Raw genomic sequence first — 26314 nt, forward strand, 5'->3', positions numbered from 1 at the left:
ATAATAAAAAAGATGAGAGAAAACTTTTTTCTGGACGTTATATAGAGTGTAAAAGCTTTTACAAAAAATAAGGGGAATCGCTACATGAAATCAAATGAGAAAAATTATATAAAAAGATTACAGCGGCAAAAAGAAGATGCGTTAGAGTTTGTTGTTGATACATATTTACCGTTAATAAAAGGAATCACGCATAAAGTACTGCGGCCAATTCAAAATGATGGGTTGATAGAAGAATGTATAAATGATATATTTCTTTCCATTTGGAATAACTCAAATAAATTTCATGGAGAGCCGAGTGATTTTAAAAAATGGATTGCGGCGATTGCAAAGTTTAAAGCAATTGATTATTACCGGAAAGCGACTAAAAAAATAGAAGTCATTTCAGATGAGTTTCATATAAGTACAGAAAAATCGGCAGAAGACGAATTAATCGTTATGGAAGACAGGGAAGAATTATTGAATCTCATTAATCAATTGGAACCGTTAGATCAAAAAGTATTCATTATGAAATATCTCCTCGGCATGAAGACAGAAGAAATAGGAGATAAGCTGGGATTAACTCGAGCGGCAATAGATAATCGTGTGTATCGCGGGAAAAAGAAACTACAACAAAGTGCTACGAATATTAGTTTTGGAGGTAGTGTAATATGAAAGACATTTATGAGCTATTAAATGATATTGAAATAGATGAAAAAGAACTAGAGGAACTAGAGGCTTCTGAAATTGAAAAAGAAAAAGTAAAACGTAACTTAAAACAATCTATACGTACGAAGAAAAAGATGAAAACTTGGAAAAAAGGTGTCGCTGTTGCATCTATTTTAGTAGGGTTATCAGTTGCAACGCTTGGTATTGGATTTCCCACATACGCTGGAGGACTGCCTATAGTAGGGGATATATTCCGGTTTTTAGATAATGGTAGAACAGGGCTATACGAAAATTATAAAGAGTTTTCGACTGAGTTGAATATGACAAAGGAGAGTAATGGGGTTAAGGTCACAATTAATGATGCTGTGTTCGATGGTAGAACAATCACAATCACATATTCTATTGAGAGTGATAAAGATTTAGGAGAGAAACCGTTCATATTTGGAAGCCCGCAAGTTATGGGCTTTAATGGCGGGGGAGGTAGTTCGAAAGTTACAAAGATTGGAGAGAGAAAATATGTAGGTATGACCACTATGAGTGGTATTGGTAATGAAAGGCTAGATGTTGCAAATGTTTGGTGGGATATAGAAGCAATTGAGTTGGATTATGAAGGTAATGCAATAAAGGGGAACTGGAATTTCGCACTTAGTTTAAAAGCAATGGATAGTAAGGAAGCAAAGGTTAATGGGGTTTCTGAAAATGAATTAATAAAAGTGAATATAGACAAAATGGAAGTAACCCCGATGTCATTTATTGTTTATTACAATCAAGAAGAATCTAAGGCATTAAGAAATATATGGGATAGTGCTGATGTGGAATTAGAAATAAAAGATGATTTAGGAAATCGATACGTAGGTAAAGGAAATGGCGGAAGTAGTACAGTAGCAGAGCCACATAAAAGTAGTTGGAGTGCCACATTCCAAAAATTGAACGAAAATGCTACAAAGCTTATCGTTACACCTCATGTGAACTTGCGAGTGCATACACCTGAAAATCATGGTGGAGTGGAGTATGTGAATGGAAAAGAGAAGAAAATTGAAGTGCCGAAAAAAGAAGCGAAGAGTAAAGATATTGTGTTAGATGATATTGTGATTGATTTAAAGAAATAAAAAGAGAGACTGCCTGAAATTAATAAATAGGCAGTCTCTCTTTTTGTTAAGAGCTAGTAACGAGTAATGCATGAGGATGCTGCGTTTTATACTCATCTTTCCACGGAATGTTTAGTTGTTCCCACGATTCGCCGCTATCTACAGATTGGAAGATGCCGTTGTTATTTAAAGTGTAAAATGTATGTGGTTCTGCCGGGTTTGTCGCAAACATCGAAATGACTGTACCGATTGCAGATGGTAGTCCTTGCTGTACTTGCTCGAAAGGAGTATCTTTCGTTTTTCGATATATATAAGATTCATAAGGAATACGGTGATGAGCGAGATCAGCACTCGGTGCGGCGGAGACGAGAATCGTATTACAATCAGCTGGATCGATGGCCATACTGTATAAATAATGATGCTCTAGCCCTGCGCTACATGAGATCCAGCTCCTGCCGTTGTTATAACTTTCAAGGTATGCACGATCAGGGCCGCCCATAAATCCGTCACCGCATGATGCATATAGGCGATTTGGTGCGTCAGGATGCATGAGTAATTGATGAACATCGATAGGAGCACCGAATTTTTTATCAATCCATGTATGCCCTTTATCGTTGCTTTGAATAACAGCACCAGCTTCGATTGAAACGTGGATTGTATTTGGATTGTTTGGATCAACTGTAATCCAGCGTACGTGATGAGTAAAAGGTCTCGGCGGGAAAGCCCACGTATAGGAAGATAATAATGATTTCATATTTTTAAGTTCAGTCCACGTTTCACCACCATTTTCTGAACGGAATAAAGCACTAGGTTCTGTGCCTACATAAACGACGCCATATCCGTTAACTTGTTCATTAGAGCTGATCGTTATGGAAGTGATCGAAGAATGTAAAATACCATCTTCTTTCGGAAAATCAAAGTAACGATAAGAATCCCCAATTGGTCTCCATGAATCCCCACCATCATCGCTTAACCATAAACCTCGTCCAAATGTTCCACAATATACACGATTCTTTTGAAATGGATCAACCGCAATACAAGTAGGTTGCATATTTTGTAAGTGATATGCTGTTTCATAGTGACCGTATTGTTCTTTCACTACAACAAGTTCACGCTCCATACAGAGAAATAAACGTTTCATTTTAGTAACCTCCTTAAAAATTCTTTCATTAGTAAACAATATGAAGCTGAAAAAGAAGTAGTCTTATTTTTTGTTGAGAAAAAGGACTTGTTTGAAAAGAAGCGAAGGTTGTATATAGAAGGAAAGCGGGATAAACGCCGGAAGTTTGTTGCATACTAACAGACAGATTCATATAAAGGGGTATTTGTATGGGACATTCACATGATCACGGCCATTCAAAAAATAAAAAGGCGTTACTAATTGCCTTCATATTAACGACAAGCTTTATGATTGCTGAAGTTATTGGTGGATTTGTAACAAATAGCTTAGCACTATTATCTGACGCGGGGCATATGTTAAGTGATGCAGTATCCTTAGCTTTAAGTTTACTTGCCTTCAAGCTTGGAGAAAAAACAGCAACGGCTGCAAAAACATACGGGTATAAGCGAGTCGAAATGTTAGCGGCATTATGTAACGGTGTCGTACTTATTGTCATTTCTATATACATTTTTATTGAAGCAATTCGCCGATTTAAAGAACCAGTTGAGATTGCTAGTAATGGAATGCTCATTATTGCTGTACTTGGTCTGCTTATTAATATTTTATCAGCTTGGATATTAATGAGAGGCGGAGATGTGAAAGGTAATTTGAATTTAAGAAGTGCTTTCTTACACGTACTAGGCGATCTATTAGGGTCAGTTGGAGCGATTATTGCTGCGTTACTTATTAAATTTTTCGGCTGGAACGCTGCAGACGCGATTGCTAGTATTCTTGTGTCTATTTTAGTCATTATTAGTGGGTGGCGTGTAACACGTGATACAGTTCATATATTAATGGAAGGTGCACCGCAGCACATCGATGTTGATGAAGTGAAAAATACATTATTAACGATTGCGATTGTAAAAGAAGTTCATGATTTGCATATATGGTCTGTCACATCGGACTTTCAAGTATTAACATGTCACCTTATTATTAAAGGTAATGAAACGCAAAATGTATTAAAAGAGGCAACGGATATATTAAAGGAGAAGTTTCATGTCGAACATGTCACCATTCAAGTAGAGATAGACGGTGAATTTAATCATAGTGAGACAACTTGCAAAGTATGAAAGAAAAAGGATAAGAAAAAGTGTCATAACATCTTTCGCGTGGCATACATATATATAATGTGGCCACAAATACTTTGTAAGGTAAATATTTCATAAGATTACTTTACTTATAAAGAATCATCTTTTATAATCAAAAGTGGTAATTGATAAAGATTATCATTTTCAATGATCGTAGAAAGGAGTTTTTTAAAAGATGAGTAGTCAACTCCGTTTTGCTGTTGAAAATCGTAAGAGGCATTTAATTGATGAGTTAATTGGAGCAGGGGTGTTTAAAGTTCGTGATCGGCAATTATACGAGCTTTCTTTAGAGGAATTGGAAAAAGAGTACGAACACATTGAAGAGTATGCAGACATTCAGGCATAACCATATAGAGTAGTAAAGAAAGAGCTAGTTACATGAGAATGTAACTAGCTCTTTTATTTCTTTCATGGGACGGAGCCAGTTTTGAGACATCATTTTTTAAATTTGTTTTTCGTCTTGCTTTTCTATCGCTGGATTAATAAAGGGCTAATTCTTAATCTTTTTATGAAATAGAATCATAATTACAATGATAAAAAAGAGTAATTTGGTTTGTTAAAAATATGCGTATAAGGAGATATGAGATGAACTGGGTTACTCATAAATCATCGTTTGAATTTGATAATTTTAGCCATATTATTCGGTCGCAATCTGCTTGGAGTGGGCATTTGGATTTCGCATATGATTTTAGTACGATTTGAAAAGCCAGGAACTTTAGTTGAGCTAGGCACACATTTAGGTGCTTCCTTTTTTAGTTTTTGCCAGGGGGTAAAAGACGGAGGGTTGTCAACTAAGTGTTTTGCTGTAGATACTTGGGCTGGAGATGAGCATACAGGTCCATATGGAGAAGGGATTTTTCATATAGTAGAAAAAGTTGTGAATATTAGTTACCCTAATATAGGAAATCTAATTCGATCTACTTTTGATGAGGCTCTGGATCAGTTTCAAGATGAAACGATAAATCTTTTGCATATTGATGGCTATCATACGTATGAAGCTGTTTCTCATGATTATAAAACATGGTTACCTAAAGTTGCGAAAAACGGTATTGTATTATTTCATGATATCGAAGTTAAAAACGGTGATTTCGGTGTGTATAAGTTTTGGGATGAGGTCAAGGTGAAACACCCTCATTTTCAGTTTGGGCATTCATATGGACTCGGAGTTTTATTTCCGAAAGGTTGTAGCGATAAATTTTCGGAAATACTTAAAAATAAAGAAGAGATACAAAATATGTATAAATAAAAGAGGGGCATGCATCGATTAAATGATGTGTGCGCTTTTTTTATGTGGAAATATATTATTACATATGAGGTGAAAGCGGTAGTAAAAAGTTTTGTTGAGGCAAATATTAAAAAGGTTATTATGGGTTAATAATTAGTGGGGGATGGATAAAACCCTCATTGATTAAAGTTTTATTTCATTAGGTGTTTTTATCTAAATAAATAAAAATACAACATTTTTTATATTTTTCATTGCGAAAAGAGTCATCTACTTTTACAATAGAAAGGGTTGTGAATATATTATACTGGAAAAATAAATCGAAATAATATGAAAATTTTGTTTTGTCTTCGCTAATTGTATACTACATACACGTAAGACTACATACATCATGTTATCGACTTGTAAGGAGAGAAAAAAATGAAAAGTGTAAGATTACCATCGATGCTAGAAATTATTATTCTTTTATGCCTATTTCTTGCTGTCGTCTTTTCCTTCCAAACGATTTTTGATCTCCCAATTCAATTAGCGCTATTTATTTCATGGTTTTTAGTTATTGCGCTTGGATTAAGATTAGGATTTCGTTATCAAGAATTGCAAGATGCAATTACGAAAGGGATTTCTAATGGATTAGAAGCAATTCTTATTTTAGTTGCAGTTGGAGCTTTAATTGGAACATGGATTGCTGGTGGGGTTGTACCTACATTAATTTATTATGGATTAGAATTCATTCACCCTAGCATATTCTTATTGGCAACTTTAATTATTTGTTCAATCACTTCTATCGCGACAGGAACATCATGGGGAACAGTTGGAACAGCAGGTATTGCTATGATGGCGATAGGTGAAGGGCTTGGATTACCACTTCCGCTTGTTGCGGGTGCAGTCCTTTCAGGAGCTTATTTCGGAGACAAGTTATCACCACTTTCTGATAGCACAGTTCTTGCAGCTTCTATGGCGAAAGTAGATGTTATTGCTCACGTTCGAGCTATGCTCGTATTAGACGTTCCAGCTTATATTATTACCAGCATTATGTTTACTGTTGCTGGATGGATGTATGGCGGGGATAATGTAGATTTAAATAGAGTAGAGTTTTTAAAAGAATCTTTATTAAAGCACTTTGATATTAAAATATGGATGCTTGTTCCAGCGGTAATTGTTATTGTGCTATTGGCGATGAAGAAACCATCTATGCCAACAATTGCTATAGGAGCTTTAATTGGTGCAATTTGGGCAACTCTTTTCCAAGGAATGCACTTTGGAGAGGCAATTGGAACAGCATATAACGGATTCTCAATTCAATCTGGTGTCGAGTTTGTCGATAAGTTATTAAACCGTGGTGGAATTAATGGTATGCTTGGTTCAGTAGCTGTTATTATTTTCGGCTTAGGTTTTGGTGGCTTACTTGAAAAGTTAGGTGTTCTAAAGGTAATTGTATCGAAATTTGAGAAAAAATTAAATTCTGCAGGGAATGTAACATTGTCTACATTAATCGTTGCGTTTTTAGCAAACATATTTGGTTGTGCGATGTACGTATCACTTATTTTAACGCCAAAAATTATGGAAGAAAGCTATGATAAATTAAAAATAGATCGCCGCGTATTAGCACGTAACTCAGAAGTAGGTGGAACTTTGACTTCTGGTATGGTTCCATGGTCTGATAATGGTATTTTTATGGCTGGTATTTTAGGTGTATCAACGTTATCATACGTTCCATTTATGTGGCTAAGCTTCGTATCACTCATTTTAGCAGTTATTTATGGATATACAGGCAAGTTCATTTGGTATGTAGATGATGCGGATAAAGGAAAGCAAGCATCATAAAAAATTACCTTCTGCGGTGGCGGAAGGTAATTTTTTTTATATGTATCAATGAGAATTCTTATCATTTGATAGAAAGTCTGTTAAAATAAAAGATGTAGGTATTTTATTTTCAAGGGGATGAAAAAATGGAGTACAGAATTGAAAGAGATACATTAGGAGAAATGAAAGTTCCAGCTGATAAATTATGGGCAGCACAAACGCAGCGCAGTAAGGAAAACTTTCCAATTGGAACAGAGCATATGCCACTTGAAATTGTAAAAGCATTTGCGATTTTAAAGAAGAGTGCAGCACTTAGTAATCAAAAATTAGGAAAGCTATCAGAAGAGAAGACGCAAGCAATTGTGGAAGCTGCTGATGAAGTTATTGCAGGGAAATGGAATGAACATTTTCCCCTTGTCGTATGGCAAACGGGTAGTGGTACACAATCGAATATGAATGTAAATGAAGTAATTGCAAACCGTGGGAATCAAATTTTGAAAGAAAAGGGATCTGACGTACATATTCATCCGAATGATGACGTGAACATGTCTCAAAGTTCAAACGATACATTCCCAACAGCGCTTCATGTAGCGTGTGTAATCGCGGTAGAAAATCATGTATTACCGGCTATTACGAAATTAAAAGAAACCTTAGCAGAAAAAGTAACTGCATTTGAGCATATTATTAAAATCGGTCGTACGCATTTACAAGATGCAACACCTTTAACGTTAGGGCAAGAAATTAGCGGTTGGCACCGTATGCTTGAAAAAACAGAGCGTATGATTGCAGATAGCAATACATATATGAAAGAATTAGCAATTGGTGGTACAGCGGTTGGAACAGGAATTAATGCACACCCTAAATTTGGCGAGATGGTAGCAGAAGAAATTAGTCTGTTTACAGGTAAACAATTTGTCTCTGCACCAAATAAGTTCCATGCGCTAACGAGTCATGATGAAGTTGTATTTGCACACGGAGCATTAAAAGCATTAGCTGCTGATTTAATGAAGATTGCAAACGATGTGCGCTGGCTTGCAAGTGGTCCACGTAGCGGCCTTGGGGAAATTATTATTCCAGCTAATGAACCAGGAAGCTCTATTATGCCAGGTAAAGTAAATCCAACGCAAAGCGAAGCGCTAACAATGGTTGTAGCACAAGTTATGGGGAATGACACAACAATTGGATTTGCTGCGAGCCAAGGTAATTTTGAGCTAAACGTATTCAAACCAGTTATTGCTTACAACTTCCTGCAATCTGCTCACTTATTAGCTGATGCAACAGTTTCATTTAATGATAAATGTGCAGTTGGTATTGAAGCAGATGAAGAAGTAATTATTGAAAATGTAAATCGTTCATTAATGCTTGTAACCGCACTAAACCCACATATCGGGTATGAAAATGCCGCGAAAATTGCGAAGCATGCTCATAAAGATGGATTAACTTTAAAAGAAGCAGCATTGCAATCTGGACTACTAACAGAAGAGCAATTTGATGAGATTGTAGATCCGAAAAAAATGATCGCTCCGAAAGAATAATAGAAGAGGCCAAGGTTCTTAATTTAGAATCTTGGCTTTTTTATCGCTCAAATAATCGCATTACTAACATCCCATTTCGTAAAACAATAAATGATAGCTAAAGGAAACTTTTGAATAGCCCGATTCCATTCTTGTCTAGCTTCCTCGTACTCACAATCATATCTTGTAATAATTTCACCTGTTAATCCTTCATAACTTAACTCATACATAATAAGCACCTTTCATTCATTTTGTGTAGTAGTTTGTTTTTCTAGAAATAGTGTATGTTCGTATCGTTTGTTTGTGATGGAGGGGGGAGTATCTTTATGTAATAAAAAATAGACTAACTATTGGGTAGTTAGCCTGAGGGGAGAATAAATATGTAAACGGCGGTTTTGCTTGGGGAGGATATTCAATTCTTATATAGTTATCCTAATAGCATAGAACTGTCTAAAAACAAAATTATTCATTTGAGGTGCTATTGATTATTTTCACATTTGGCCAGTTTTCTTTTAAGAGTGAAATAAATTTCTCCTCTTCTTGTGGTACGAAAGATGTTACTGAGTCGAATAAATTATAATGAATTTCTATTTGCTGTCTTGTCCAATTTTCTGAACGAAGCTTTTTACCAGAGTATTTAATGTGACGTATATCTTCAAATGGAATTTCAGTACGGAGTATGAAACCATGTTTAACAACAGGGGCAGATTCCGTTATTTTGTAATGAGAAAAATAGAAAGAAGAGAGATTCACGATATTTAAGAGTATCATGAGAGTGAAAAAAATAGAATTCTCATTTTGAAAGAATAGAGAAATGAAAAAAAAAAAATAAAAATAATGAGATTAAAATGATATGAAATGGATTTTTTTTCGCTTTAAATTTCAAGTAAATCACCTCGGTATACCAGTCATTAAAATAATTAAATCACAATATCGTAATGAGGCGTAAAAATATGCAACATTACATATTTTTACGTTTCATTATTCGTGTAAACTTTTTTTGATGGGGTAAATTTAAATGAAGTTTTTCAAAAGTGGAGTTGCATAAAATGATTTGCAGAAAAAGCATTAAAGTAATAGTCATAATTAGTTGTATGATGATGATTAGTGGTTGTTCAAATAGATTCGTTGAGGATGGAAATCGAAAACATGTATTTGTACAAGCAAGTAAAGTTTTAGTAGAGGTTGTTTATAAAATATATAAAAGGTAAAAGGTGTTTCCGTATATGGAAACACCTTTTTTGTAGTTAAAATTGAATGTTGGAAGGGTCTTGAAGAATAGTCATATTTTGTTTCGCATCCCATAATAATTAGTTTGTTAAAATACATTCGTTTTTCGGTGTGATAAGTCCTATTTATCATAGTTAGATAAACATTTTTATAAAGGTTTATAAAATAGGTAAACGAAACATTGAAACGTTTGCTTTTGATGTGTTAAGATGATGAAGTGATAATAAACGTTATTGTAATTTGTTTGTTTTTAAAATAAACATTTTGAAGGAGTGTTTAGTATGAGTGATATTTCAGAGAAGTTTTGGGATGCGTCGGTAGAGGAATTGAAGAAAGGGTATGTATTTGACGAGGTAGCGGAGGAGTATATTTGTTTAGCTTGTGGAGAAACGTTTATTAAAGGGGTTATTTATCAAGAAAATCAAGTTTTGTATGAAGCAGAGAAGTTTGTACAGTTGCATATTCAAAATGAGCATACATCTATGTTTGAATATTTATTAAATCTTGATAAGAAGTTTACAGGTTTAACTGATTTGCAAAAGAAAATGGTTCAGTTTTTCCATATGGGACTTAACGATAAAGAGATTGTAAAAGAAATGGATGGCGGGAGCACGTCGACGATTCGCAATCATCGATTTACATTGCGAGAGAAAATGAAGCAAGCGAAAGTATTTTTAGCGTTAATGGAATTGTCAGAAGAAAAATCAAAAGTTCAAACTAAATTTGTACCGATTCATAGAACAGCTACGATGGTGGATGATCGATACAATATTACAGAGGAAGAAAATGCTGAAGTTTTAACAGCGCATTTTACAGAAGGTTTGGATGGACCGCTTTCTAAATTTCCGAAAAAGCAAAAGCGTAAATTAATTATATTACGTCATTTAGTGAGGAAATTCGATAGTAATAAAAAGTATACTGAAAAAGAAGTAAATACAGTTTTAGAAAATATATATCCGGATTTTGTAACTTTGAGAAGATACTTAATCGAATATGGTTTTTTAGATAGAACAGCTGATGGAAGCCAATATTGGGTGAAGTTATAAGAATGAAGCAAAGAAAATGAATAGAAGCACATAATAAAAACAACTATACAAAGAGATAGAGGATCACAGATACGAAAAATATGTTAAAGTTCTATGATGAATTTGAAAATAGTGAGTGGAAGAAGCAATTACTTTAACGAGCAAACAGTATAGAAATGGTTGGAGTAATTACAATTATTTGAGCACGGATTTAACCGTGCAGATTTTAAATAAAAGGAGAAATGAAATTTGAAACCACCTACAGATAACAATAAAGAAGGTGTAGAGTCACAGAAGTCAGAAAAGGAACATAAGCCGATATGGAAATCGATGTCCATATTTTTAGTGCCGTTACTTTTAAGTAATGTATTACAATCAGTTGGACAGTTATTTGGAATGGTAGTAGTAGGAAGATGGCTTGGCGTAAATGATCTAGCAGCTATATCGGCATTCTTTCCATTATTTTTCCTGCTCGTTTCATTTGTAATTGGAATTGGTTCTGGTAGTTCAATTTTAATTGGTCAGGCATTTGGTGCTAAAAATGAAGAGCGCTTAAAAGCTATCGTTGGTACGACGCTTACGTTTACTTTTATTATCGGAGTCGTGTTGGCGATAATAGGTAGTATTTTTGCGATGGATATTATGCGCCTTATGGGAACACCAGAAAATATTATTGAAATAAGTGTGCATTACGCAAGAATTTTATTTATATCTATGCCAGTATTATTTTTATATTTTGCATACACAACATTTATGAGAGGTACAGGAGATTCTAAAACGCCATTTTACTTTTTAATCGTAAGTACAGCGCTAAATATGATCTTATTACCAATTCTTATTTTTGGCTGGTTAGGAGCTCCGAAATTAGATGTTTACGGAGCAGCCTATGCTTCTGTTATATCTACAGTTATTACGTTTATTGTCATGCTAGTGTATTTAAAGAAGAAAAATCATCCACTGCAATTAGACGCTACAGTAAGAAAATATCTTCGTATGGACTGGGAGTTATTAAAGTTATTGTTACGACTTGGTATTCCAGCGAGTATTAATATGATATTAGTTTCATTATCAGAAATTGCGGTAATCGCATTTGTGAATCGCTATGGATCAGATGCAACAGCGGCGTACGGTGTTGTGAACCAAGTTGCAAGTTATGTACAAATGCCAGCAGTTAGCCTCGGCATTACAGTATCAATTTTTGCAGCGCAATCAATTGGTGCGAACCAATTTGATCGATTACAGAAAGTTGTTAAGGCCGGAATTATCATGAATTATATCATTGGTGGTGTATTAATATCGCTTATTTACTTGTTCTCAAGAGATATTTTAGCGCTATTTTTGACAAGTCAAACTACAATTGAAATTGCTCATAGCTTAGTTATGATTACATTATGGAGTTACTTAATTTTCGGTCATGCACAAATTATTAGTGCGACAATGCGAGCAAGTGGTACAGTACTTTGGCCAACTGTGATTAGTGTTGTATCAATCTGGCTTGTTGAAGTACCTGTAGCGTATTATCTTTCTTACCATACGAGCCTTGGTATAAAAGGAGTATGGATTGGATATCCAGCGGCATTCATCGTCAGCTTAATATTACAGTATGCATATTATAAGCTTTCATGGCAGAAGAAACGAATTACACGATTAGTGAGTTAAAAGATGTCCCTAAGTCATTATACTTAGGGACATCTTTTTGATGAATGCTTATAAATAACTTTTTAAAGTTATGTCAAAATGTTGTCTAATGAGTTTTCCATTATCCATATAAAATTCCCAAGCTGTATCTGGCTCACCGATAATTTCAAATGAACCTTCTGTAATATATAAAGCGCAATTATCTTCTAATGCAATACCTTCTATATTACCTTGGTGAGTTTGTAAAAACGTGTGGAAGGCATTCATTCTATTTAATTGATTGTAATGGGGGCAAAATCTTTTGTTAACAATACTCCAGCCACTACTTTCTATATAACCAGAACCTTCATAATCTGAACGTATGCTAGATGTGAACCAGCACATCGCACCGGCACTATACCCTGCAATAAGTGTTCCACGTTTTAAAGTAAATAGTAACTTTTCATCTAATTTATGTTCTTTCCATTGTTCAAGCATATGAACGTAATTCCCACCGCCAAGATAAATTAAGTCGGCAGAATGAATCATCTCATCTATTTCATATTTAGTAGGTGTTTCGGTTATAAAGCGTAAAATTTGAACCTCACAATGTAATTGCTTTTCAAACGTTTCTAAAAATAACTTTATATATCCTTCATCATCACGACTAGCTGTTGGAATGAATAATACTTTTGGGTATTGTTTATTTGTTAATTCTATAAGTCGTTCATTAATATGCAAGTGATTTGGATCTTGTAAATCACCGCCACCAATGACAGCTAATTTCATAGTAAAGCACCACCTAATAATATTTGTTATGTAAAAATTCGATAGTGGGGAGTTACATTCCTTCTGTGATTTAATGAATAAGGGGAAATAAAGCAAACAATATATTGAAATAGAATGAGGTATCGATAGCTGTAGATAGAAAGGAATGAGAAGCAGTTTATTGATATATAATACTGGATAATATTGTTTCAAAGTATGGAAACAATATGTTTAAATGAATATAACGACGTACTAATTAATATTGAAAGAGTGTTTATATTTAAAAAGTGCGGGGAATACCAGAGGTTTTACAAAAGTGGTTTTTACTTTTTATAGGAACTTATTTTATAATACGGTAAAATTATATCAATATATTTATTAGCCTAGAATGAAATGAGGGAGCGTGAAAGAGTGGATTTTCGATTTGAGTTTGCAGCGAAGGTGAAAGAATATTTAGATGATGAAAAAGATGAAAAAATAATAAAAGATGGACACAGAGATATAATTTTTAAATATTTATATCCGTTAGAGAGTGAAATTGGAATTTTTAAAAATCCTAACTTTACTTTTTTTGCATCAGGAAGACGTTCACATATAGTATTAGAAAATATTGAATTTAAAACAGAAGTAAACGTAGAAAGTAATATAATTGAAATTACAAAAATAGTGGATAATGTGGTTATTCCATTAGATACTATCGTAGCAAAAGATCGGGAATTATTTGCACTCGGGCGTAATGAGAAATTTAGTGTGCAAATATTAGAATATTATCTCTATGATACATTTGGAGAGAAGTTAGGCTTACAATGAATCGAACGCGGTACAGATAACTAATTAGTGGAGATTAGGATCCATTTAAGTATCAGTTAATATCATTCATGTTTGACCTTCTATATATTTTATACTACAATCTGTAGTGTGAAAGGGGGCATACGATGTTTACTCAAAACTACAAGTTAAATGAGCAAGGGTTAAATCACTTTTTCGGACCGCTTGAAGCGAAAATAATGGAAATTGTTTGGGCTACTCAAGGTATTACCATTAAAGATGTGCAACAGAAATTAAGTGAAGAATCCCCGGTGAATTTTAATACTGTAATGACAGTTATGAACAGATTAGTAGAGAAAGCACATTTAGAAAAGCATATCGTGAAAAGAAGTGGTATGTATCGTACTACACAAATGAAAGAAGAATTTTTATCTAATCAAACGAAGAAAATGACACAGGAATTAATGGGTGAATTTGGAGATCTTGTTGTGAACCATATGATAGATGAGTTAGAACAAGCTGATCCATCTTTAATAAAAAAATTAGAAGAGAAATTAAGTCAGCTAAAAAAAGAGGACCGATAAAGTGAAGTGGCAAATGCGTAAAATCGTTTTGTTAGCAGTGACTATTAGTGTTCTTTTTTTAAGTATGTTAGTATACTACGTTACATACCCATTTCTTTTTCAAAATAAAGCATTTTTTCTTTCACAATTTTGTTTATTTGAATTACAAAAACATATGAGGGAACTATCAATACTTCGTATAATGATAGCCGGATTACTGTTATTTACTGTAATCATTATAAGTAAAAGAATTTGGAAGCAGTTTTTTTATAGTAAAAAGTTGAAAAGAAATCTCGTGTCTATTACTAGAAAAGGAAAGCAAGTGTACGTATTATCAACGTTACAGATTACGGCATTTACAATTGGATTATTTCGATCGAAAATTGTCATTTCAGAAGGAATGTTTCAGGCGTTTTCAGAGGAAGAAATTGATGCGATTGTATTACATGAGGAATATCATCAAAAAAATCGAGATCCATTAAAGTTATTTTTCTTTACATTGTTAGCTGAAGGAATGATGTACATTCCTATATTAAAAGGAATGCTGCAGCGGTATCATGTGTATCAGGAGCTATCAGCTGATAAATATGCGATGCAAAAAATGAAATCTTCATTTGAGCTAGGTAGTGCATTATTAAAATTAATTAAAATAAAGACGATGGAAAATCAATGTATTACAGCTTCGTTTGCGAAAACTGCAATTAATTTACGGATTGAGCAAGTGTTGAATGAGAAAGTTATTAAGCTGAATATACCATTACATACGAATTCAGTATATGTAACGTTAGGGCTGTTTTGTATGTCGATTGTACTTATTGTTGGAGAGTGCATATAGCCTCTTTTTTTTTAATAGTTAACACTACGGTTTGTAGTGTGTTTAGGAGGAATAAAATGAATGCGGCGGATTTAACAATTTGGCTAGTAGTAGGGGCTCGGGTACTTTCATTTATATCACCATGTTCTTTACCGCTATATCCATCTTATTTATCATATATTACAGGTGTTTCTATTCAAGATTTAAAAGAAAATCGTGGAATTATGCAAAAGTCAGCGATTATACATACAGTATTTTTTATGATCGGTTTCTCGGTTATTTTTTATGCGTTAGGTTTATCAGTAAGCTGGATTGGAATCACTTTTTCATCTAATCAAAGGCTGATTCAGCAAATTGGTGGGATATTTATTATTGTGATGGGGCTATTTATGACTGGATTGATTCAGCCTAAGTGGCTTATGGCAGAGAAAAAAGTACAATATAGAAGTAAATCGACAGGATATATTCGCTCAGTTTTGGTCGGCATGACATATGCAGCAGGATGGACACCGTGTGTTGGACCGATATTTTCTGCAGTGCTTATGCTCGGTGCGACCAATCCTGAAAGGGCGCTTCTGTATATTACAGCGTACACCCTTGGATTTGCAGTTCCGTTTTTCGTGATGGCATTTTTTATCGGAAAGGTAAAATGGATTGTTACATATGCCAATGTCATGATGAAAATTGGCGGTGGAATGATGATACTAACAGGGGGGTTATTATATACAAATCAAATGACGAAAATTACAGCATTCTTTATTCGTATATTTGGTGGATTTACAGGAGTTTAGAAATGAGGAGGAAGAAAAGTGAAGAAACTAATTGCTATTATACTGGCCGGGGCACTAATCTGGGCAGGGGTTAATTTTTATAATACAAAAAAAGAAGAAAAAGAAAGAAAAGCGAAACAAGCGGAGTTACAAGAGAAAGAAGTATTGCCACAAGTGGGATTTAAAGCACCAAACATAACCTTAAAAGGATTGGACGGGAAGCTGTATTCGTTAAATGATGCAAAGGGAAAACCATATATTATTAATTTTTGGGCATCATGGTGTGGCCCATGTGAAATGGAGGCTCCTGACTTAGTTCGTTTGTATGATAAATATAAAAAGGATGTTGAAATCTTTGCGGTAAATGCAACTATTGGGGATCCAGTACAAGAAGCGAGTGCATTTGCAGATCGCCATGGATTTAAATTTCCTGTTCTATTAGATATGGATGGAGTAGCTGGAATAGATTATAAAGTATTCTCTTTACCAACGACATTTTTTGTTAATAAAGATGGAATTATTGTAGATCATGCACGAGGTGTATTACCTCCAGATCAATTAGAAGAGAAGTTTAAGAAATTAATTGAGAATTAAGAGGGGATTTCATAGTGATGGAGTGGATGGTGAGGTTACAACCAGTATCGTTTATAATTGGGAGTCTATTTGGCTTTACGCTAATGAAACTAAAGATGAAGCAGCAAAATATTCAATATGAAAAAATGATGGATGCAGTAACAAATGGTTTTCTCATTGTCGTATTCGTATGGAAATTTGCACCGGCAATATTTAATCTGATATGGGCTGTTGAGTCACCACTGCAAGCATTACTAGTAGTAGGAAGTATTCAGCATATTTTAGTAGGGTTTATGATTGCTAGTATATACATTGTATGGAAAAGTAAAAAGGAGAAATTTTCGCTGCGTATTTTACTAGATACATTACCTTTTGGAATATGTGTAAGTATTATCTTTTATTTTTTATTTCATCGAGCAGTAGGTGTACAAACTACGCTGCCTTGGGGGATGAAAATATATGAATCTAAATTTTTATATCATCCTATTTTCGTGTATGAGATTATACTCGCACTCTGTATAATTGGCTCGTTATGGATTAAAAATGAAAGATTAGGAAATGGAAAGAATGTAAGCTTTTTTCTAATTTGTGAGGGCATAGCTCATATCATTATTTCACTTATTAGTGAACATAATTCAGTTCTATTTGGTCTTTCAATACAGCAAGTACTCAGTTTTTGTGTTATTAGTTTAGGGATTTTGTTAGTACCAAAAAAATAAAAATAGCCATGTACGGAGAGCATCCTCCATGCATGGCTATTTTTGTATCATCACATGAATTAAAAAATCGGCGGAGTAACAGAAAATAAAACAATCGCATCTTTCTCGAATTGATTCACCCATTTATGCTTTAAATAAGCTGGTATTTTTACACTATCACCAGTTTCTAATGTGTATTCTTCTTCATTTAAGTGCAATGTGATTTTTCCGTCTAATACAAATGCTAATTCTTCTCCTTTATGTTCTAGAACGTTTTCTGATGAAGCAGTATTCGGAGGTACAGTCATAATTGCTGTTGCTAAATTTCCTGTGAAATCAGGTGATAACAATTCATATGATAAATTATCGATAATCATTTTCTTACGTTTATTAGAGCGTACGATTAAATCATCTGTATTTGTCTCTTCAAGTAAAAAACTAAATGTTGGAACATCAAGAGCTTTTGCAAGCACCTTTAATGTTTGAATGGAAGGATTAGCAGAGCCACGTTCAATTTGACTAAGCATAGAAGGTGTAATTTCAGCTAACTTTGCTAGCTCCTTACTAGTTAATCCTTTTTCTTTTCGTTGTCTTTCAATTTTTTTACCAATATCTATATTCTCCATAAAAGATTCTCCTTAATAATTATTAAATTATATTTAAATAAATTAAATTAAAATTAACTAAAACTAAATTTTATGTTAAACTGTATTAAAATTAATTCAATTATAATTTATTGTATGGCTAGCTACAAGGATATGAGGAGGAAGAGGAATGAAGGAGATAGGGGTATTAAAAGAACGATTCCCATTAGTAAACAACCTTATTGCAACGGAAGAAGTATTTTGGGTAAATCCGAATATAGAAAAGTACGAAACAGCAATAAAAGGTTCACCACTTAATGAAGAAAATGTAAAAGACGCGGAAGAGAGATTAAAACGCTTTGCACCATATATTGCGAAAGTTTTTCCTGAAACAAAAGAAACGAGCGGTATTATAGAATCACCTTTAGTGAAAATACCTTCTATGAAACAATCTTTAGAGAAAAATTACGGGCAGCCAATATTGGGAGAACTATTATTAAAGTGTGATAGTCAACTTCCGATATCAGGATCAATAAAGGCACGAGGTGGCATTTATGAGGTGTTGAAACATGCTGAGCAATTAGCATTGCAGCATGGAATGTTAACAGAGAAAGATGATTATTCAATTTTAGATAGTGATAGATTTAAAGAATTTTTTGCGAAATATTCAATTGCGGTAGGTTCGACAGGGAATTTAGGGCTTAGCATCGGTATTATGAGTGCAAAATTAGGTTTCAATGTGACGGTTCATATGTCGGCAGACGCAAAACAATGGAAAAAAGATTTATTAAGAAGTAAAGGTGTAAACGTTATTGAATATGAAGCTGATTATAGTAAAGCGGTAGAAGAAGGACGAAGGCAAGCAGATGCTGATCCTAGCTGTTATTTTGTTGATGATGAAAATTCACATGATTTATTTTTAGGATACGCAGTAGCGGCATCCCGTTTGCAAAAACAATTAGAAGAGTTAGAAATTGTTGTGGATGAAGAACACCCTTTATTCGTTTATCTTCCGTGTGGAGTCGGTGGGGGCCCTGGCGGGGTAGCATTTGGCCTAAAGTTATTGTATAAAGACAACGTTCATTGCTTCTTTGCTGAGCCTACGCACTCTCCATGTATGTTACTCGGCTTAATGACTGGACTTCACGATAAAATTGCTGTTCAAGATATCGGTATTGATAATGTAACAGATGCGGATGGACTTGCGGTAGGAAGACCATCAGGGTTTGTTGGGAAAACGATGGAACCATTTTTGAGCGGGAATTATACAGTAAGCGATGAAGAGTTATATAGATTGTTAAAAGAACTGGTTGATACGGAAAACATTTATTTAGAACCTTCTGCGTTAGCGGGTATGATAGGGCCGTTGAATGTATGTAAAGCTGAAAATCATCAGTTAACGGAAAACGTGAAGAAAGGTACTCATATCGTGTGGGGAACTGGTGGGAGTATGGTTCCAGAAGAAGTAATGACTGGGTATTATAAGAAAGGTTTGGAATTAACAATATAAGAAAAATGAGGCTAGTTGTAGCCTCATTTTTTATTTATATGGTATATCTAAAAATGCATGGATGAAAATAGGGATGAATAAATTATTATTACGAGTGTAAATAAAAGCGTATAGCAAATGTCTAGCAAGACCAGCACCTACCCAGTCTCCTAGTACTTGAGAAGTGTCTCCTAAAATAATCGGCATAAATGAATGTGCAATTCCGAAAAATGCACAAGTAAGAAATGTTCCCAAAAACTTTCCTAATAAGACAACTAATCTTGGCCAAAGGTAGCCTCTAAATATAAATTCTTTGTTATTTTCGCATTAGTTCATTATAGTATAGATATAAAGAACTAATATCAAATAAATATAATAAAAAAGCTTTATTTTACATAATAAGAGGATGTGTGTATACGATGTCATTACAGACAAAATATATAGCGGGTATTTCGCTTGGGGTTATGGGCGTAGGTTTTGCGGCTTCAATCCCTTTTCAAGGAACGGTAGCTGGGGAGATTATTCAAGGTGGATTTGAAGCAGGGTTAGTTGGTGGACTAGCGGATTGGTTCGCGGTTACAGCTTTATTCCGTCATCCGTTGGGAATTCCAATTCCACATACAGCATTATTACCTAAAAATCGGAAGCGGGTAACAAAGGGGCTCGTTTCTACGTTAGAAAATGAATGGCTGACGAAAGAAAGTATTACAAGTAAAGTAAAAGAAATGCAGCTAGCACAAATGGTACTTCAAATTGCTGAGAAAGAGTTGCAGTCTGATGCTGTGAAAAAAGGAATTGTAACAATTGCTGAGAAAGCGATTCTTCAAATAGATACGGAAAAATTTGCAGTTATTATTGAAAAAGAATTAAAAACATATTTGCATACAATTAACACAAGTAACATATTACAAGTTCTTGTTGATCAATTAGTTGTGCAAGAATATGATGAAAAAACACTTGATTACATATTAGTAAAAGTGAAAGATTGGACAGCTCAAGATGAAGCGCGTTATCAGCTCGGAAGCTTAGGTATGAAGGCGATGGAAAATATTAAAGTAGATGGATTTTTACAGTTTACTTTGAAATCATTTATGAATATTGTAGATGAAGATAAAATTGGGGGCATTTTGCAGAAGTTTATCATTAGCAATATTAACAGCTTACAAGATGCTGATAATAGTACGAGACAACTTATATTAGCGAAGATTCGTCAAGAAATTATAAATGTGAAAGAAAATGAAGCGTTACTACAAGAATTAGAAAATTGGAAAGAAAAATGGGTTGCGAATTGGAATGCTACTGACAAAATAAAAGAGATGCTTGAGCAAGTACAACAAAGAGCGGTTGCCTTTGTAAACAATGAAGAATTTGCTGATAAATATGTTATTCCATTTTTACAAACACAAATGAATAAAATAAAAGAAGACGAAGTGACTGTTCAAAAAATAGAAGATTGGTTACAAAAACAAGTTGTGAATCTTGTTGAAAATAACCATTCGAAAATTGGTAAGCTCGTACAAGAAAATCTTGATAGGTTAGATGATAAAACATTAATCGAAATGATTGAAAATAATGTCGGTAAAGATTTGCAGTGGATCCGAGTGAACGGGGCCATTTGCGGCTTTATGATTGGATTAATTTTAGAAGGAATTAAAGCGATTATATGAGAAAAACCTTCCACAATTGTGGAAGGTTTCTTATTTTTCAATAATACTCATGTTTAAATTATAAGCTTTCTCAATATTTAATTTGTACGTACCATTTCCTGTTTTAATCGAATTTTTATACCAATGTTCTTGCTCGTTTAATTCTGGATTTTCTTCTGAAGAATTATTTTCTTTTTTCGTTAAATCTTCTACTTGTTCCCAAGGTGTATTTCCGTGAGCTTCTTTTTTGTTTGTTACTGCGGTTAAAGATACATCACTTTCTTTTGCTAAATGAACAGATACATTTGAACTTTCTTGTACAAACCAATTATTTTGTAATTGACCTGGATAAAGAGATAGTTCGTTATTTGAAGCGCGAATCTCTACATTTTTATTTTGCGGAAGAACAAGTGTCGGTGTCACCTGTGGTGCTGAGTTAAATAACGTATGCTGAACCGGTAATGATTTTAAAGTTATATACATCGTTTCTCCAGCTGTTTGAGCTGAAAGGAAATCCTCTCGTTTTAAATTGAGTTTTTCATTTGCTTTCGTCGTCATTTCATATGTGCCAAGAAGATGAATTTGATTTGTATTATTGCCCTCTATTGTTAGAGGATGATGCCCTGCATCCACTACGATTTTTTTGATAGATTCAGGTATATCAAGTTGTCCGTCTGGAATATTACTTGTTTGCCTAGTTGTGTTAACAGAATGACGAACTTCTTCTAGTAATCCAGTTGATAATAAACAGTAAAAAGCAATTCCGACGCTTCCTAAAACTCCGATAAAGAAAATGCTGAAAATATCATATTTAATAAATGATTGTTCCTTCTTAGAAAATAGAAGGTATAGCAAAATTTCAGCGCCAAGTATGATAAGTAAAACAGGCCACCAGGCTGTTAATGTATCTAATGCTTGAACGCCTTTTACGACTGAAAATAGTAAAAAGCAACCTAATAAAATAATGGAAATCCCCATTGAGATGGTTCCAACACGCCAAGTCCTCATTCTTTTGTACCACCTTTGCTTTCTTTATTTCCAAGTAATAATTTAAAGCCGCCACCAATTAAGAGGAGTGCAACGATAGATGTTTGGAAATAGCGATAATATAACTCAGTAAGATGAATATTAAATATAGTAGAAACATACTTGTCTACAATAGGAAGAAGAGTTTGATCCAGTAAATAATAACCACCTAATGCAATTAACCCAATGCCGATCCATCTTTGATGATTTATAAAATAATCGATGATAGGTTCGTCATTTACGCGTTCTTTTCCGTATTTTGCAGTTTGTTGTAACGTATCAAAAAAGCTATAAAACCAAATGATTGGTACTAAAAATAAGAAGGCAGATAACCTTAATAGATCTAGTAAATAAATAGATAGTAAAAAGGCTGCCATAAGCTGAAGGCCACGGCGTTGTAAGCCTAAATACATATGTCCTGCTCCAGGGAACATTGCTAAAATAGAAGCGAATGTTTTACTTTTCTTTCCTTGTTCACGGTGCTCTTCAAATTCTTCAAAAATAGTACGATCAACTAATTGCTCACCACGTTCTTTTTTCTGGAGTTGTTGAACAGCATCAAAGAAATTGTAAATCCATAAAACAGGTAACGTAAGAAGGAAGATAAGGAAACTTCCTTGAGATGTTAAGAGTGCAACGAATATAATCATACTTCCTATCCCTGTACAAGCTACTAAAAATGTAAGACCACGTTGCATAAGTCCTAATTGAAAATGGCCAAGTCCAGGGATGATGGATAAGAGAATGATATAAAATCGTTCGCTCTCTTTAGAGGACTCTGTAAATTGTCCGGCTGCTTGTTTTTTCGATTGATTTATAATAGTGAAAATTAAATCCATTAAGTTGATTACCCATAACATTGCTAGTAAAAATAGAGAAAGAAAAGCAATATTACGCTCTCCTAATGCTATTGTACAAAATGCTGCAAAGATAAATAGCAATAAAGATCCTCCGCTATATAGAATAAAACGTCCAATCTTCTTTAAATATAGATGTCCAAGCCCAGGAATTAGCCCTAACACAAGCGCTAAAAAAGGGTTTTTATTCATGCTTTAAACCTCCGTCCTTTTTTGATGTGTGCACTGTTTTGTTTACAATTTGTTGTGAGATGGAAGTCTCATTATGTCTCGAAGATTTTTCGAAATTTGATGTCGCTGTGAAAATATAATGAAATAAACCACTTACCATAAAAATGATTGTAGCCGCAGTCGCAATTATGTAATGAATGATTGTGCGCTTTAGCTGGTTTGATTTCATAGTTTCATTAGATTGTAGCGTTTCAAAATTAATTTGTGCCATAACTTCGTTTGTAAATGAATCATCATTTATCATTGGAAGGTTTTCATTTTGTTCATCAATACTTTCCATATAAATTGCTAAACAATGATCACATTCATAGAGATGTTCTTCCATAGATTCACGTTTATTGTTTGATATAAAATCTAGTGTATAATTGCGCCAATCTTCTTTTGAATAATGCATCATAGAAACTCTTCCTCCTTCCAATGTTTTTTAATCCATTTTCTTGCCCTATACAGTTTCATTTCGACTGTTTTCACTTCGATGTTTTCTTGCAATGCAATTTCTTGATAGCTTTTTTCCTCTAAGTAATGTGCGAGAACGACGTCACGGTAATTCTCAGGAAGTTCTCTTAGTTTTTGAGCAATCAATAATTTTTGCTCTTTCGTCAATAATAAAGCCTCGATATTATGAGAAGACTTTATATTTTCTTCAGTTTCTTTACATAAGGAGAGTTCTTCGTTTTCTCTAGCGTTCTTCCTCTTATAATCAATAGCGTGATTGGTAGCAATACGTGCCATCCACGTTTTTAATCCGCGAAATTGATAATTAGGGAGAGAGGTGTGGATTTTTACGAATACTTCTTGTGTCACATCTTTAGCATCTTCTTCATGTCTTAAAATAGAAAATATAACTTGGAAAATATAATGACGATACGTTTGTACAAGGATGCGAAAAGCATGCTCACTTCCTTGCTGTGCTTTTTCAATTAATTGTTTTTCCTCAATCGCTTTCTCCCTCCTTTTTGACGCATTCTATTATATAGACGTAAGAAACGATAAGTCACCCTACACATGTTATAAAAAAAGAATAATATATTTTTAGCAGGAGGGCTATATGAAAAAGGTATGAAAAAATGGTAAAGAGAAGTATATAATGAGCAAGAAGGAAATGCTACACAGAGAAAGGATGTGAATGTTAGTAGGGGAAGGGCCATACTAACAAACATGAAAATTAAAATATTAATAGCCGATGATAATTCTTTTATTAGAGAAGGCATGAAAATTATTTTAAATACATACGAAGAGTTCGAAGTGTTAGATACTGTAAATGATGGAAAAGAGGCTGTAGCGTATTGTAAAAAGCATGAAGTTGATATTGCTCTTTTAGATGTTCGTATGCCAAACATGAACGGGGTAGAGGCGACGAAGTTAATTTGTGAAGAGACAAAAACGAAGCCTCTCATTTTAACGACATTTGATGATGATGAATATATTTTGGACGCAGTAAAAAACGGAGCGAAAGGTTATTTATTAAAAAATAATGATCCAGAGCGTATTCGTGATGCAATAAAAGGCGTATATAACGGCCAAACTGTTATGCAAGATGTAGTGCTTGATAAAATTAAGTCTAATTTAATGGAAAGCAAAGAGGAAGAATCTAAAATAGATAAGAGTCTTTTTACAGAAAGAGAGCTTAGTATTATCGCATTAATTGCGAAAGGTTTCTCTAATAAAGAAATTTCGAAGCAACTTTTCATATCTGAAGGAACGATAGCAAATTATATTACATCAGTTTTAGGGAAAACTGGACTAGAACATCGCACGCAAATTGCGATTTATTACTTAACAGGGAAAGTACATTAATGTTATGGAATTTTGGTTAATTGTAAGTAAATTAATTGTATTTATATATATTGTGTTTAGTTACATTCACTCAAATGTTGCAAACTTACCATGGGTTATATTTACGCTACTTATATATCTTTCTGTAAACGTAATGATCTCTATATTAAAAAACGATACGTATAAAAGGGTTTTAATTTGCGTGTCAATTGGTTTAGTAATTTTATTTACATGGAAGGTGCATCTGTTTTTTATTTTGTTTTTGCCTTTGAACTTATACGAAATTACATCAAATTATATCGTGAGGAAATGGCAGCTCTTTTTCATTATGATGCTTCCTATTACTTTTACAAATGAAAGTATTCAAATGACATATGGATTAATTGTTGCATTTTCTTTTCTCATTTTAACTATGGCAAATCGCTACATCGCTCGTGTATTAAAGCTTGAATCACAAAATGATAAGATGCGAAAAGATATGCAACGACTTACGAAAAGCTTACATGAAAATAAAGAGTACATAAGGCAATCGGAATACACATTTAAGTTAGAAGAGAGAAATCGGTTATCACAAGAAATTCATGATAAAATTGGTCACTCGATGACGGGTGCGCTTATTCAAATGGAAGCAGCGAAGAGATTGATGGAAATAGATAAAGTAAAATCTGCGGAGTTATTACAAAATGCAATTCATATTTCGAAAGATGGAATTGAAAGCATTCGGATTACATTAAAAAATATGAAGCCACCAACAGAGCAAATTGGCATTCATCGCATGAAATTATTCATAGAGGAATTTGCCGGTAAGCATGATGTAAACATTCCTTTCGTATATAAAGGGAACTTAGATATGATCTCTCCAATTCAGTGGAAGATTATCGGTGAAAATGTTACGGAGGCGTTGACTAATGCGATGAAGTACGCTGATGCGACAGTCATTTCAATAGATATTCATGTACTTAATAAGATGATCAAAGTACAGGTGAAGGATAATGGTAAAGGTGCAGCTCTTGTTAAGAAAGGTCTTGGTATTATGGGGATGGAGGAGCGAACAGCGTCTGTAAACGGTAAAATTATTGTAGATGGGACAAGTGGTTTTTCAGTAACAATGTTGTTGCCGATATAAGGGAATGGGACGAGGATGAATCATCTCATATGAAAAAAGTGAATAATCTCATGTGAAAAGAATGAACTTCTGCACTGAGCAGGTTCATTCTTTTTGTTTATAATAAAGTGAAACTTTAATCAGTAGGGGGGCATTCCCGCTGATTATTAGTTGAACCAATCGGGCGTTTACGGGCAGTTGATCTCCCACCTAACTTCTTCGCTCCAGCTGAATTTTGAGGTGGGAGTCTTACTG

The 26314-nt window shown here is 34.0% G+C and carries 27 protein-coding genes and 3 pseudogenes; 20 read left to right on the forward strand and 10 right to left on the reverse strand.

Features of this window, described 5'->3' with window-relative positions:
• The first annotated feature begins 84 nt into the window (after positions 1 to 84).
• The gene (locus tag MR071_RS05170) at positions 85 to 651 is read left to right on the forward strand and encodes a sigma-70 family RNA polymerase sigma factor (RefSeq protein WP_105583889.1); all 567 of its coding nucleotides are present in this window, start codon (positions 85 to 87) and stop codon (positions 649 to 651) included.
• Positions 648 to 1754: a DUF4179 domain-containing protein gene (locus MR071_RS05175; protein ID WP_105583888.1), complete on the forward strand. Its 1107-nt coding sequence runs from the start codon at positions 648 to 650 to the stop codon at positions 1752 to 1754. The genes MR071_RS05170 and MR071_RS05175 overlap by 4 nt, the downstream gene beginning before the upstream one ends.
• A 46-nt stretch (positions 1755 to 1800) precedes the next feature.
• Here the strand turns inward: MR071_RS05175 and MR071_RS05180 are convergent, their stop codons facing one another.
• Complete coding sequence (locus tag MR071_RS05180) at positions 1801 to 2874, reverse strand: WD40/YVTN/BNR-like repeat-containing protein (protein WP_242235278.1); 1074 nt, start codon at positions 2872 to 2874, stop codon at positions 1801 to 1803.
• A gap of 188 nt (positions 2875 to 3062) precedes the next feature.
• Between MR071_RS05180 and MR071_RS05185 the strand changes: the two genes are divergently transcribed.
• The 5 genes and pseudogenes from MR071_RS05185 to fumC all read left to right on the forward strand — a co-directional run bounded on the left by MR071_RS05185 (position 3063) and on the right by fumC (position 8540).
• Positions 3063 to 3962, forward strand: coding sequence for a cation diffusion facilitator family transporter (locus tag MR071_RS05185; protein ID WP_242235280.1), 900 nt, complete (start codon positions 3063 to 3065; stop codon positions 3960 to 3962).
• 193 nt (positions 3963 to 4155) lie between these two features.
• Entirely contained in the window at positions 4156 to 4326 is a 171-nt protein-coding gene (gene fbpA / locus MR071_RS05190; protein WP_105583885.1) for a Fur-regulated basic protein FbpA, read from the forward strand.
• A 239-nt stretch (positions 4327 to 4565) separates the two neighbouring features.
• Positions 4566 to 5226 (forward strand): annotated as a pseudogene (locus tag MR071_RS05195) (class I SAM-dependent methyltransferase).
• 396 nt (positions 5227 to 5622) lie between these two features.
• A complete protein-coding gene (gene nhaC / locus MR071_RS05200; RefSeq protein ID WP_242235282.1) occupies positions 5623 to 7026 on the forward strand; it encodes a Na+/H+ antiporter NhaC in 1404 nt (467 codons plus the stop codon).
• A 125-nt stretch (positions 7027 to 7151) separates the two neighbouring features.
• Complete coding sequence (gene fumC, locus MR071_RS05205) at positions 7152 to 8540, forward strand: class II fumarate hydratase (RefSeq protein WP_105583884.1); 1389 nt, start codon at positions 7152 to 7154, stop codon at positions 8538 to 8540.
• A 50-nt stretch (positions 8541 to 8590) separates the two neighbouring features.
• Here fumC and MR071_RS05210 read toward each other — a convergent pair.
• Both MR071_RS05210 and MR071_RS05215 read right to left on the reverse strand, forming a co-directional pair.
• Positions 8591 to 8749 (reverse strand): annotated as a pseudogene (locus MR071_RS05210) (FAD-linked oxidase); the annotation flags it as partial.
• A 232-nt stretch (positions 8750 to 8981) separates the two neighbouring features.
• Positions 8982 to 9405 (reverse strand): annotated as a pseudogene (locus tag MR071_RS05215) (PH domain-containing protein).
• Between the two features lie 163 nt (positions 9406 to 9568).
• Here MR071_RS05215 and MR071_RS05220 point away from each other — a divergent pair.
• The 3 genes from MR071_RS05220 to MR071_RS05230 all read left to right on the forward strand — a co-directional run bounded on the left by MR071_RS05220 (position 9569) and on the right by MR071_RS05230 (position 12433).
• Positions 9569 to 9730, forward strand: coding sequence for a hypothetical protein (locus MR071_RS05220; RefSeq protein ID WP_002118090.1), 162 nt, complete (start codon positions 9569 to 9571; stop codon positions 9728 to 9730).
• Positions 9731 to 10030: 300 nt separating this feature from the next.
• Positions 10031 to 10795: a DUF2087 domain-containing protein gene (locus MR071_RS05225; RefSeq protein WP_105583883.1), complete on the forward strand. Its 765-nt coding sequence runs from the start codon at positions 10031 to 10033 to the stop codon at positions 10793 to 10795.
• Between the two features lie 228 nt (positions 10796 to 11023).
• Positions 11024 to 12433: an MATE family efflux transporter gene (locus tag MR071_RS05230; protein ID WP_105583882.1), complete on the forward strand. Its 1410-nt coding sequence runs from the start codon at positions 11024 to 11026 to the stop codon at positions 12431 to 12433.
• A gap of 48 nt (positions 12434 to 12481) precedes the next feature.
• On the opposite strand, the gene MR071_RS05235 is transcribed toward MR071_RS05230, so the two are convergent.
• Positions 12482 to 13180 carry a peptidase E gene (locus MR071_RS05235; RefSeq protein ID WP_105583881.1) on the reverse strand — a complete coding sequence of 233 codons (699 nt, stop codon included), beginning with the start codon at positions 13178 to 13180 and terminating at the stop codon, positions 12482 to 12484.
• A 390-nt stretch (positions 13181 to 13570) separates the two neighbouring features.
• On the opposite strand from MR071_RS05235, the gene MR071_RS05240 reads away from it, so the two are divergent.
• From MR071_RS05240 to MR071_RS05265, 6 genes are all read left to right on the forward strand, one after another.
• Entirely contained in the window at positions 13571 to 13969 is a 399-nt protein-coding gene (locus MR071_RS05240; RefSeq protein WP_098776945.1) for a DUF3942 family protein, read from the forward strand.
• A 125-nt stretch (positions 13970 to 14094) separates the two neighbouring features.
• Positions 14095 to 14511, forward strand: a complete 417-nt coding sequence (locus MR071_RS05245; protein WP_105583879.1) for a BlaI/MecI/CopY family transcriptional regulator — start codon at positions 14095 to 14097, stop codon at positions 14509 to 14511.
• A gap of 1 nt (position 14512) precedes the next feature.
• Entirely contained in the window at positions 14513 to 15325 is an 813-nt protein-coding gene (locus MR071_RS05250) for a M56 family metallopeptidase (RefSeq protein WP_105583878.1), read from the forward strand.
• Between the two features lie 56 nt (positions 15326 to 15381).
• Positions 15382 to 16095, forward strand: coding sequence for a cytochrome c biogenesis CcdA family protein (gene ccdA / locus MR071_RS05255; protein WP_242235284.1), 714 nt, complete (start codon positions 15382 to 15384; stop codon positions 16093 to 16095).
• 18 nt (positions 16096 to 16113) lie between these two features.
• The gene (locus MR071_RS05260) at positions 16114 to 16668 is read left to right on the forward strand and encodes a TlpA family protein disulfide reductase (protein WP_105583876.1); all 555 of its coding nucleotides are present in this window, start codon (positions 16114 to 16116) and stop codon (positions 16666 to 16668) included.
• Positions 16669 to 16682: 14 nt separating this feature from the next.
• Complete coding sequence (locus MR071_RS05265; RefSeq protein WP_242235286.1) at positions 16683 to 17366, forward strand: prolipoprotein diacylglyceryl transferase family protein; 684 nt, start codon at positions 16683 to 16685, stop codon at positions 17364 to 17366.
• Positions 17367 to 17425: 59 nt separating this feature from the next.
• On the opposite strand, the gene MR071_RS05270 is transcribed toward MR071_RS05265, so the two are convergent.
• Complete coding sequence (locus tag MR071_RS05270) at positions 17426 to 17971, reverse strand: helix-turn-helix domain-containing protein (protein WP_105583874.1); 546 nt, start codon at positions 17969 to 17971, stop codon at positions 17426 to 17428.
• Between the two features lie 148 nt (positions 17972 to 18119).
• Here MR071_RS05270 and MR071_RS05275 point away from each other — a divergent pair, with 148 nt between their 5' ends.
• Entirely contained in the window at positions 18120 to 19439 is a 1320-nt protein-coding gene (locus MR071_RS05275) for a D-serine ammonia-lyase (RefSeq protein ID WP_105583873.1), read from the forward strand.
• A gap of 30 nt (positions 19440 to 19469) precedes the next feature.
• Here the strand turns inward: MR071_RS05275 and MR071_RS05280 are convergent, their stop codons facing one another.
• Positions 19470 to 19724 (reverse strand): CPBP family intramembrane glutamic endopeptidase, encoded by a 255-nt coding sequence (locus tag MR071_RS05280; RefSeq protein WP_258166006.1) that lies wholly within the window; start codon positions 19722 to 19724, stop codon positions 19470 to 19472.
• Positions 19725 to 19837: 113 nt separating this feature from the next.
• Here MR071_RS05280 and MR071_RS05285 point away from each other — a divergent pair, with 113 nt between their 5' ends.
• Positions 19838 to 21085: a DUF445 domain-containing protein gene (locus MR071_RS05285; RefSeq protein WP_242235290.1), complete on the forward strand. Its 1248-nt coding sequence runs from the start codon at positions 19838 to 19840 to the stop codon at positions 21083 to 21085.
• Positions 21086 to 21115: 30 nt separating this feature from the next.
• On the opposite strand, the gene exsE is transcribed toward MR071_RS05285, so the two are convergent.
• Genes exsE through MR071_RS05305 form a run of 4 tightly spaced genes read right to left on the reverse strand, consistent with a single transcriptional unit; the run spans position 21116 to position 24117 of the window.
• Positions 21116 to 22072, reverse strand: coding sequence for an exosporium protein ExsE (exsE, locus tag MR071_RS05290; protein ID WP_105583871.1), 957 nt, complete (start codon positions 22070 to 22072; stop codon positions 21116 to 21118).
• Complete coding sequence (locus tag MR071_RS05295) at positions 22069 to 23139, reverse strand: hypothetical protein (protein ID WP_242235292.1); 1071 nt, start codon at positions 23137 to 23139, stop codon at positions 22069 to 22071. Before MR071_RS05295 ends, exsE begins: the two co-directional genes overlap by 4 nt.
• On the reverse strand, positions 23132 to 23575 hold the full coding sequence (locus MR071_RS05300; RefSeq protein WP_105583869.1) for a hypothetical protein: 444 nt from the start codon (positions 23573 to 23575) through the stop codon (positions 23132 to 23134). Before MR071_RS05300 ends, MR071_RS05295 begins: the two co-directional genes overlap by 8 nt.
• Positions 23572 to 24117 carry an RNA polymerase sigma factor gene (locus MR071_RS05305; protein ID WP_309243130.1) on the reverse strand — a complete coding sequence of 182 codons (546 nt, stop codon included), beginning with the start codon at positions 24115 to 24117 and terminating at the stop codon, positions 23572 to 23574. The genes MR071_RS05300 and MR071_RS05305 overlap by 4 nt, the downstream gene beginning before the upstream one ends.
• Positions 24118 to 24336: 219 nt before the next feature.
• Here MR071_RS05305 and MR071_RS05310 point away from each other — a divergent pair, with 219 nt between their 5' ends.
• Complete coding sequence (locus MR071_RS05310; RefSeq protein WP_242235294.1) at positions 24337 to 24975, forward strand: response regulator transcription factor; 639 nt, start codon at positions 24337 to 24339, stop codon at positions 24973 to 24975.
• A gap of 4 nt (positions 24976 to 24979) precedes the next feature.
• Positions 24980 to 26080 (forward strand): sensor histidine kinase, encoded by a 1101-nt coding sequence (locus MR071_RS05315; protein WP_105583866.1) that lies wholly within the window; start codon positions 24980 to 24982, stop codon positions 26078 to 26080.
• Positions 26081 to 26314: the final 234 nt, after the last annotated feature.

It is taken from the genome of Bacillus cereus group sp. BfR-BA-01316 (genome assembly GCF_022664195.1).
Lineage (GTDB): Bacteria > Bacillota > Bacilli > Bacillales > Bacillaceae_G > Bacillus_A.

Excerpts from the sequence above, each read along its gene's own strand:
- MR071_RS05180 (WP_242235278.1), bottom strand. The coding sequence starts at position 2,874 with ATGAAACGTTTATTTCTCTGTATGGAGCGTGAACTTGTTGTAGTGAAA.
- exsE (WP_105583871.1), bottom strand. The coding sequence starts at position 22,072 with ATGAGGACTTGGCGTGTTGGAACCATCTCAATGGGGATTTCCATTATT.
- MR071_RS05175 (WP_105583888.1), top strand. The coding sequence starts at position 648 with ATGAAAGACATTTATGAGCTATTAAATGATATTGAAATAGATGAAAAA.
- MR071_RS05235 (WP_105583881.1), bottom strand. The coding sequence starts at position 13,180 with ATGAAATTAGCTGTCATTGGTGGCGGTGATTTACAAGATCCAAATCAC.
- MR071_RS05295 (WP_242235292.1), bottom strand. The coding sequence starts at position 23,139 with ATGAATAAAAACCCTTTTTTAGCGCTTGTGTTAGGGCTAATTCCTGGG.
- MR071_RS05225 (WP_105583883.1), top strand. The coding sequence starts at position 10,031 with ATGAGTGATATTTCAGAGAAGTTTTGGGATGCGTCGGTAGAGGAATTG.
- MR071_RS05315 (WP_105583866.1), top strand. The coding sequence starts at position 24,980 with ATGGAATTTTGGTTAATTGTAAGTAAATTAATTGTATTTATATATATT.
- ccdA (WP_242235284.1), top strand. The coding sequence starts at position 15,382 with ATGAATGCGGCGGATTTAACAATTTGGCTAGTAGTAGGGGCTCGGGTA.
- MR071_RS05300 (WP_105583869.1), bottom strand. The coding sequence starts at position 23,575 with ATGATGCATTATTCAAAAGAAGATTGGCGCAATTATACACTAGATTTT.
- nhaC (WP_242235282.1), top strand. The coding sequence starts at position 5,623 with ATGAAAAGTGTAAGATTACCATCGATGCTAGAAATTATTATTCTTTTA.
- MR071_RS05310 (WP_242235294.1), top strand. The coding sequence starts at position 24,337 with ATGAAAATTAAAATATTAATAGCCGATGATAATTCTTTTATTAGAGAA.
- MR071_RS05220 (WP_002118090.1), top strand. The coding sequence starts at position 9,569 with ATGATTTGCAGAAAAAGCATTAAAGTAATAGTCATAATTAGTTGTATG.
- MR071_RS05270 (WP_105583874.1), bottom strand. The coding sequence starts at position 17,971 with ATGGAGAATATAGATATTGGTAAAAAAATTGAAAGACAACGAAAAGAA.
- fbpA (WP_105583885.1), top strand. The coding sequence starts at position 4,156 with ATGAGTAGTCAACTCCGTTTTGCTGTTGAAAATCGTAAGAGGCATTTA.
- MR071_RS05170 (WP_105583889.1), top strand. The coding sequence starts at position 85 with ATGAAATCAAATGAGAAAAATTATATAAAAAGATTACAGCGGCAAAAA.
- MR071_RS05245 (WP_105583879.1), top strand. The coding sequence starts at position 14,095 with ATGTTTACTCAAAACTACAAGTTAAATGAGCAAGGGTTAAATCACTTT.
- fumC (WP_105583884.1), top strand. The coding sequence starts at position 7,152 with ATGGAGTACAGAATTGAAAGAGATACATTAGGAGAAATGAAAGTTCCA.
- MR071_RS05275 (WP_105583873.1), top strand. The coding sequence starts at position 18,120 with ATGAAGGAGATAGGGGTATTAAAAGAACGATTCCCATTAGTAAACAAC.
- MR071_RS05185 (WP_242235280.1), top strand. The coding sequence starts at position 3,063 with ATGGGACATTCACATGATCACGGCCATTCAAAAAATAAAAAGGCGTTA.
- MR071_RS05285 (WP_242235290.1), top strand. The coding sequence starts at position 19,838 with ATGTCATTACAGACAAAATATATAGCGGGTATTTCGCTTGGGGTTATG.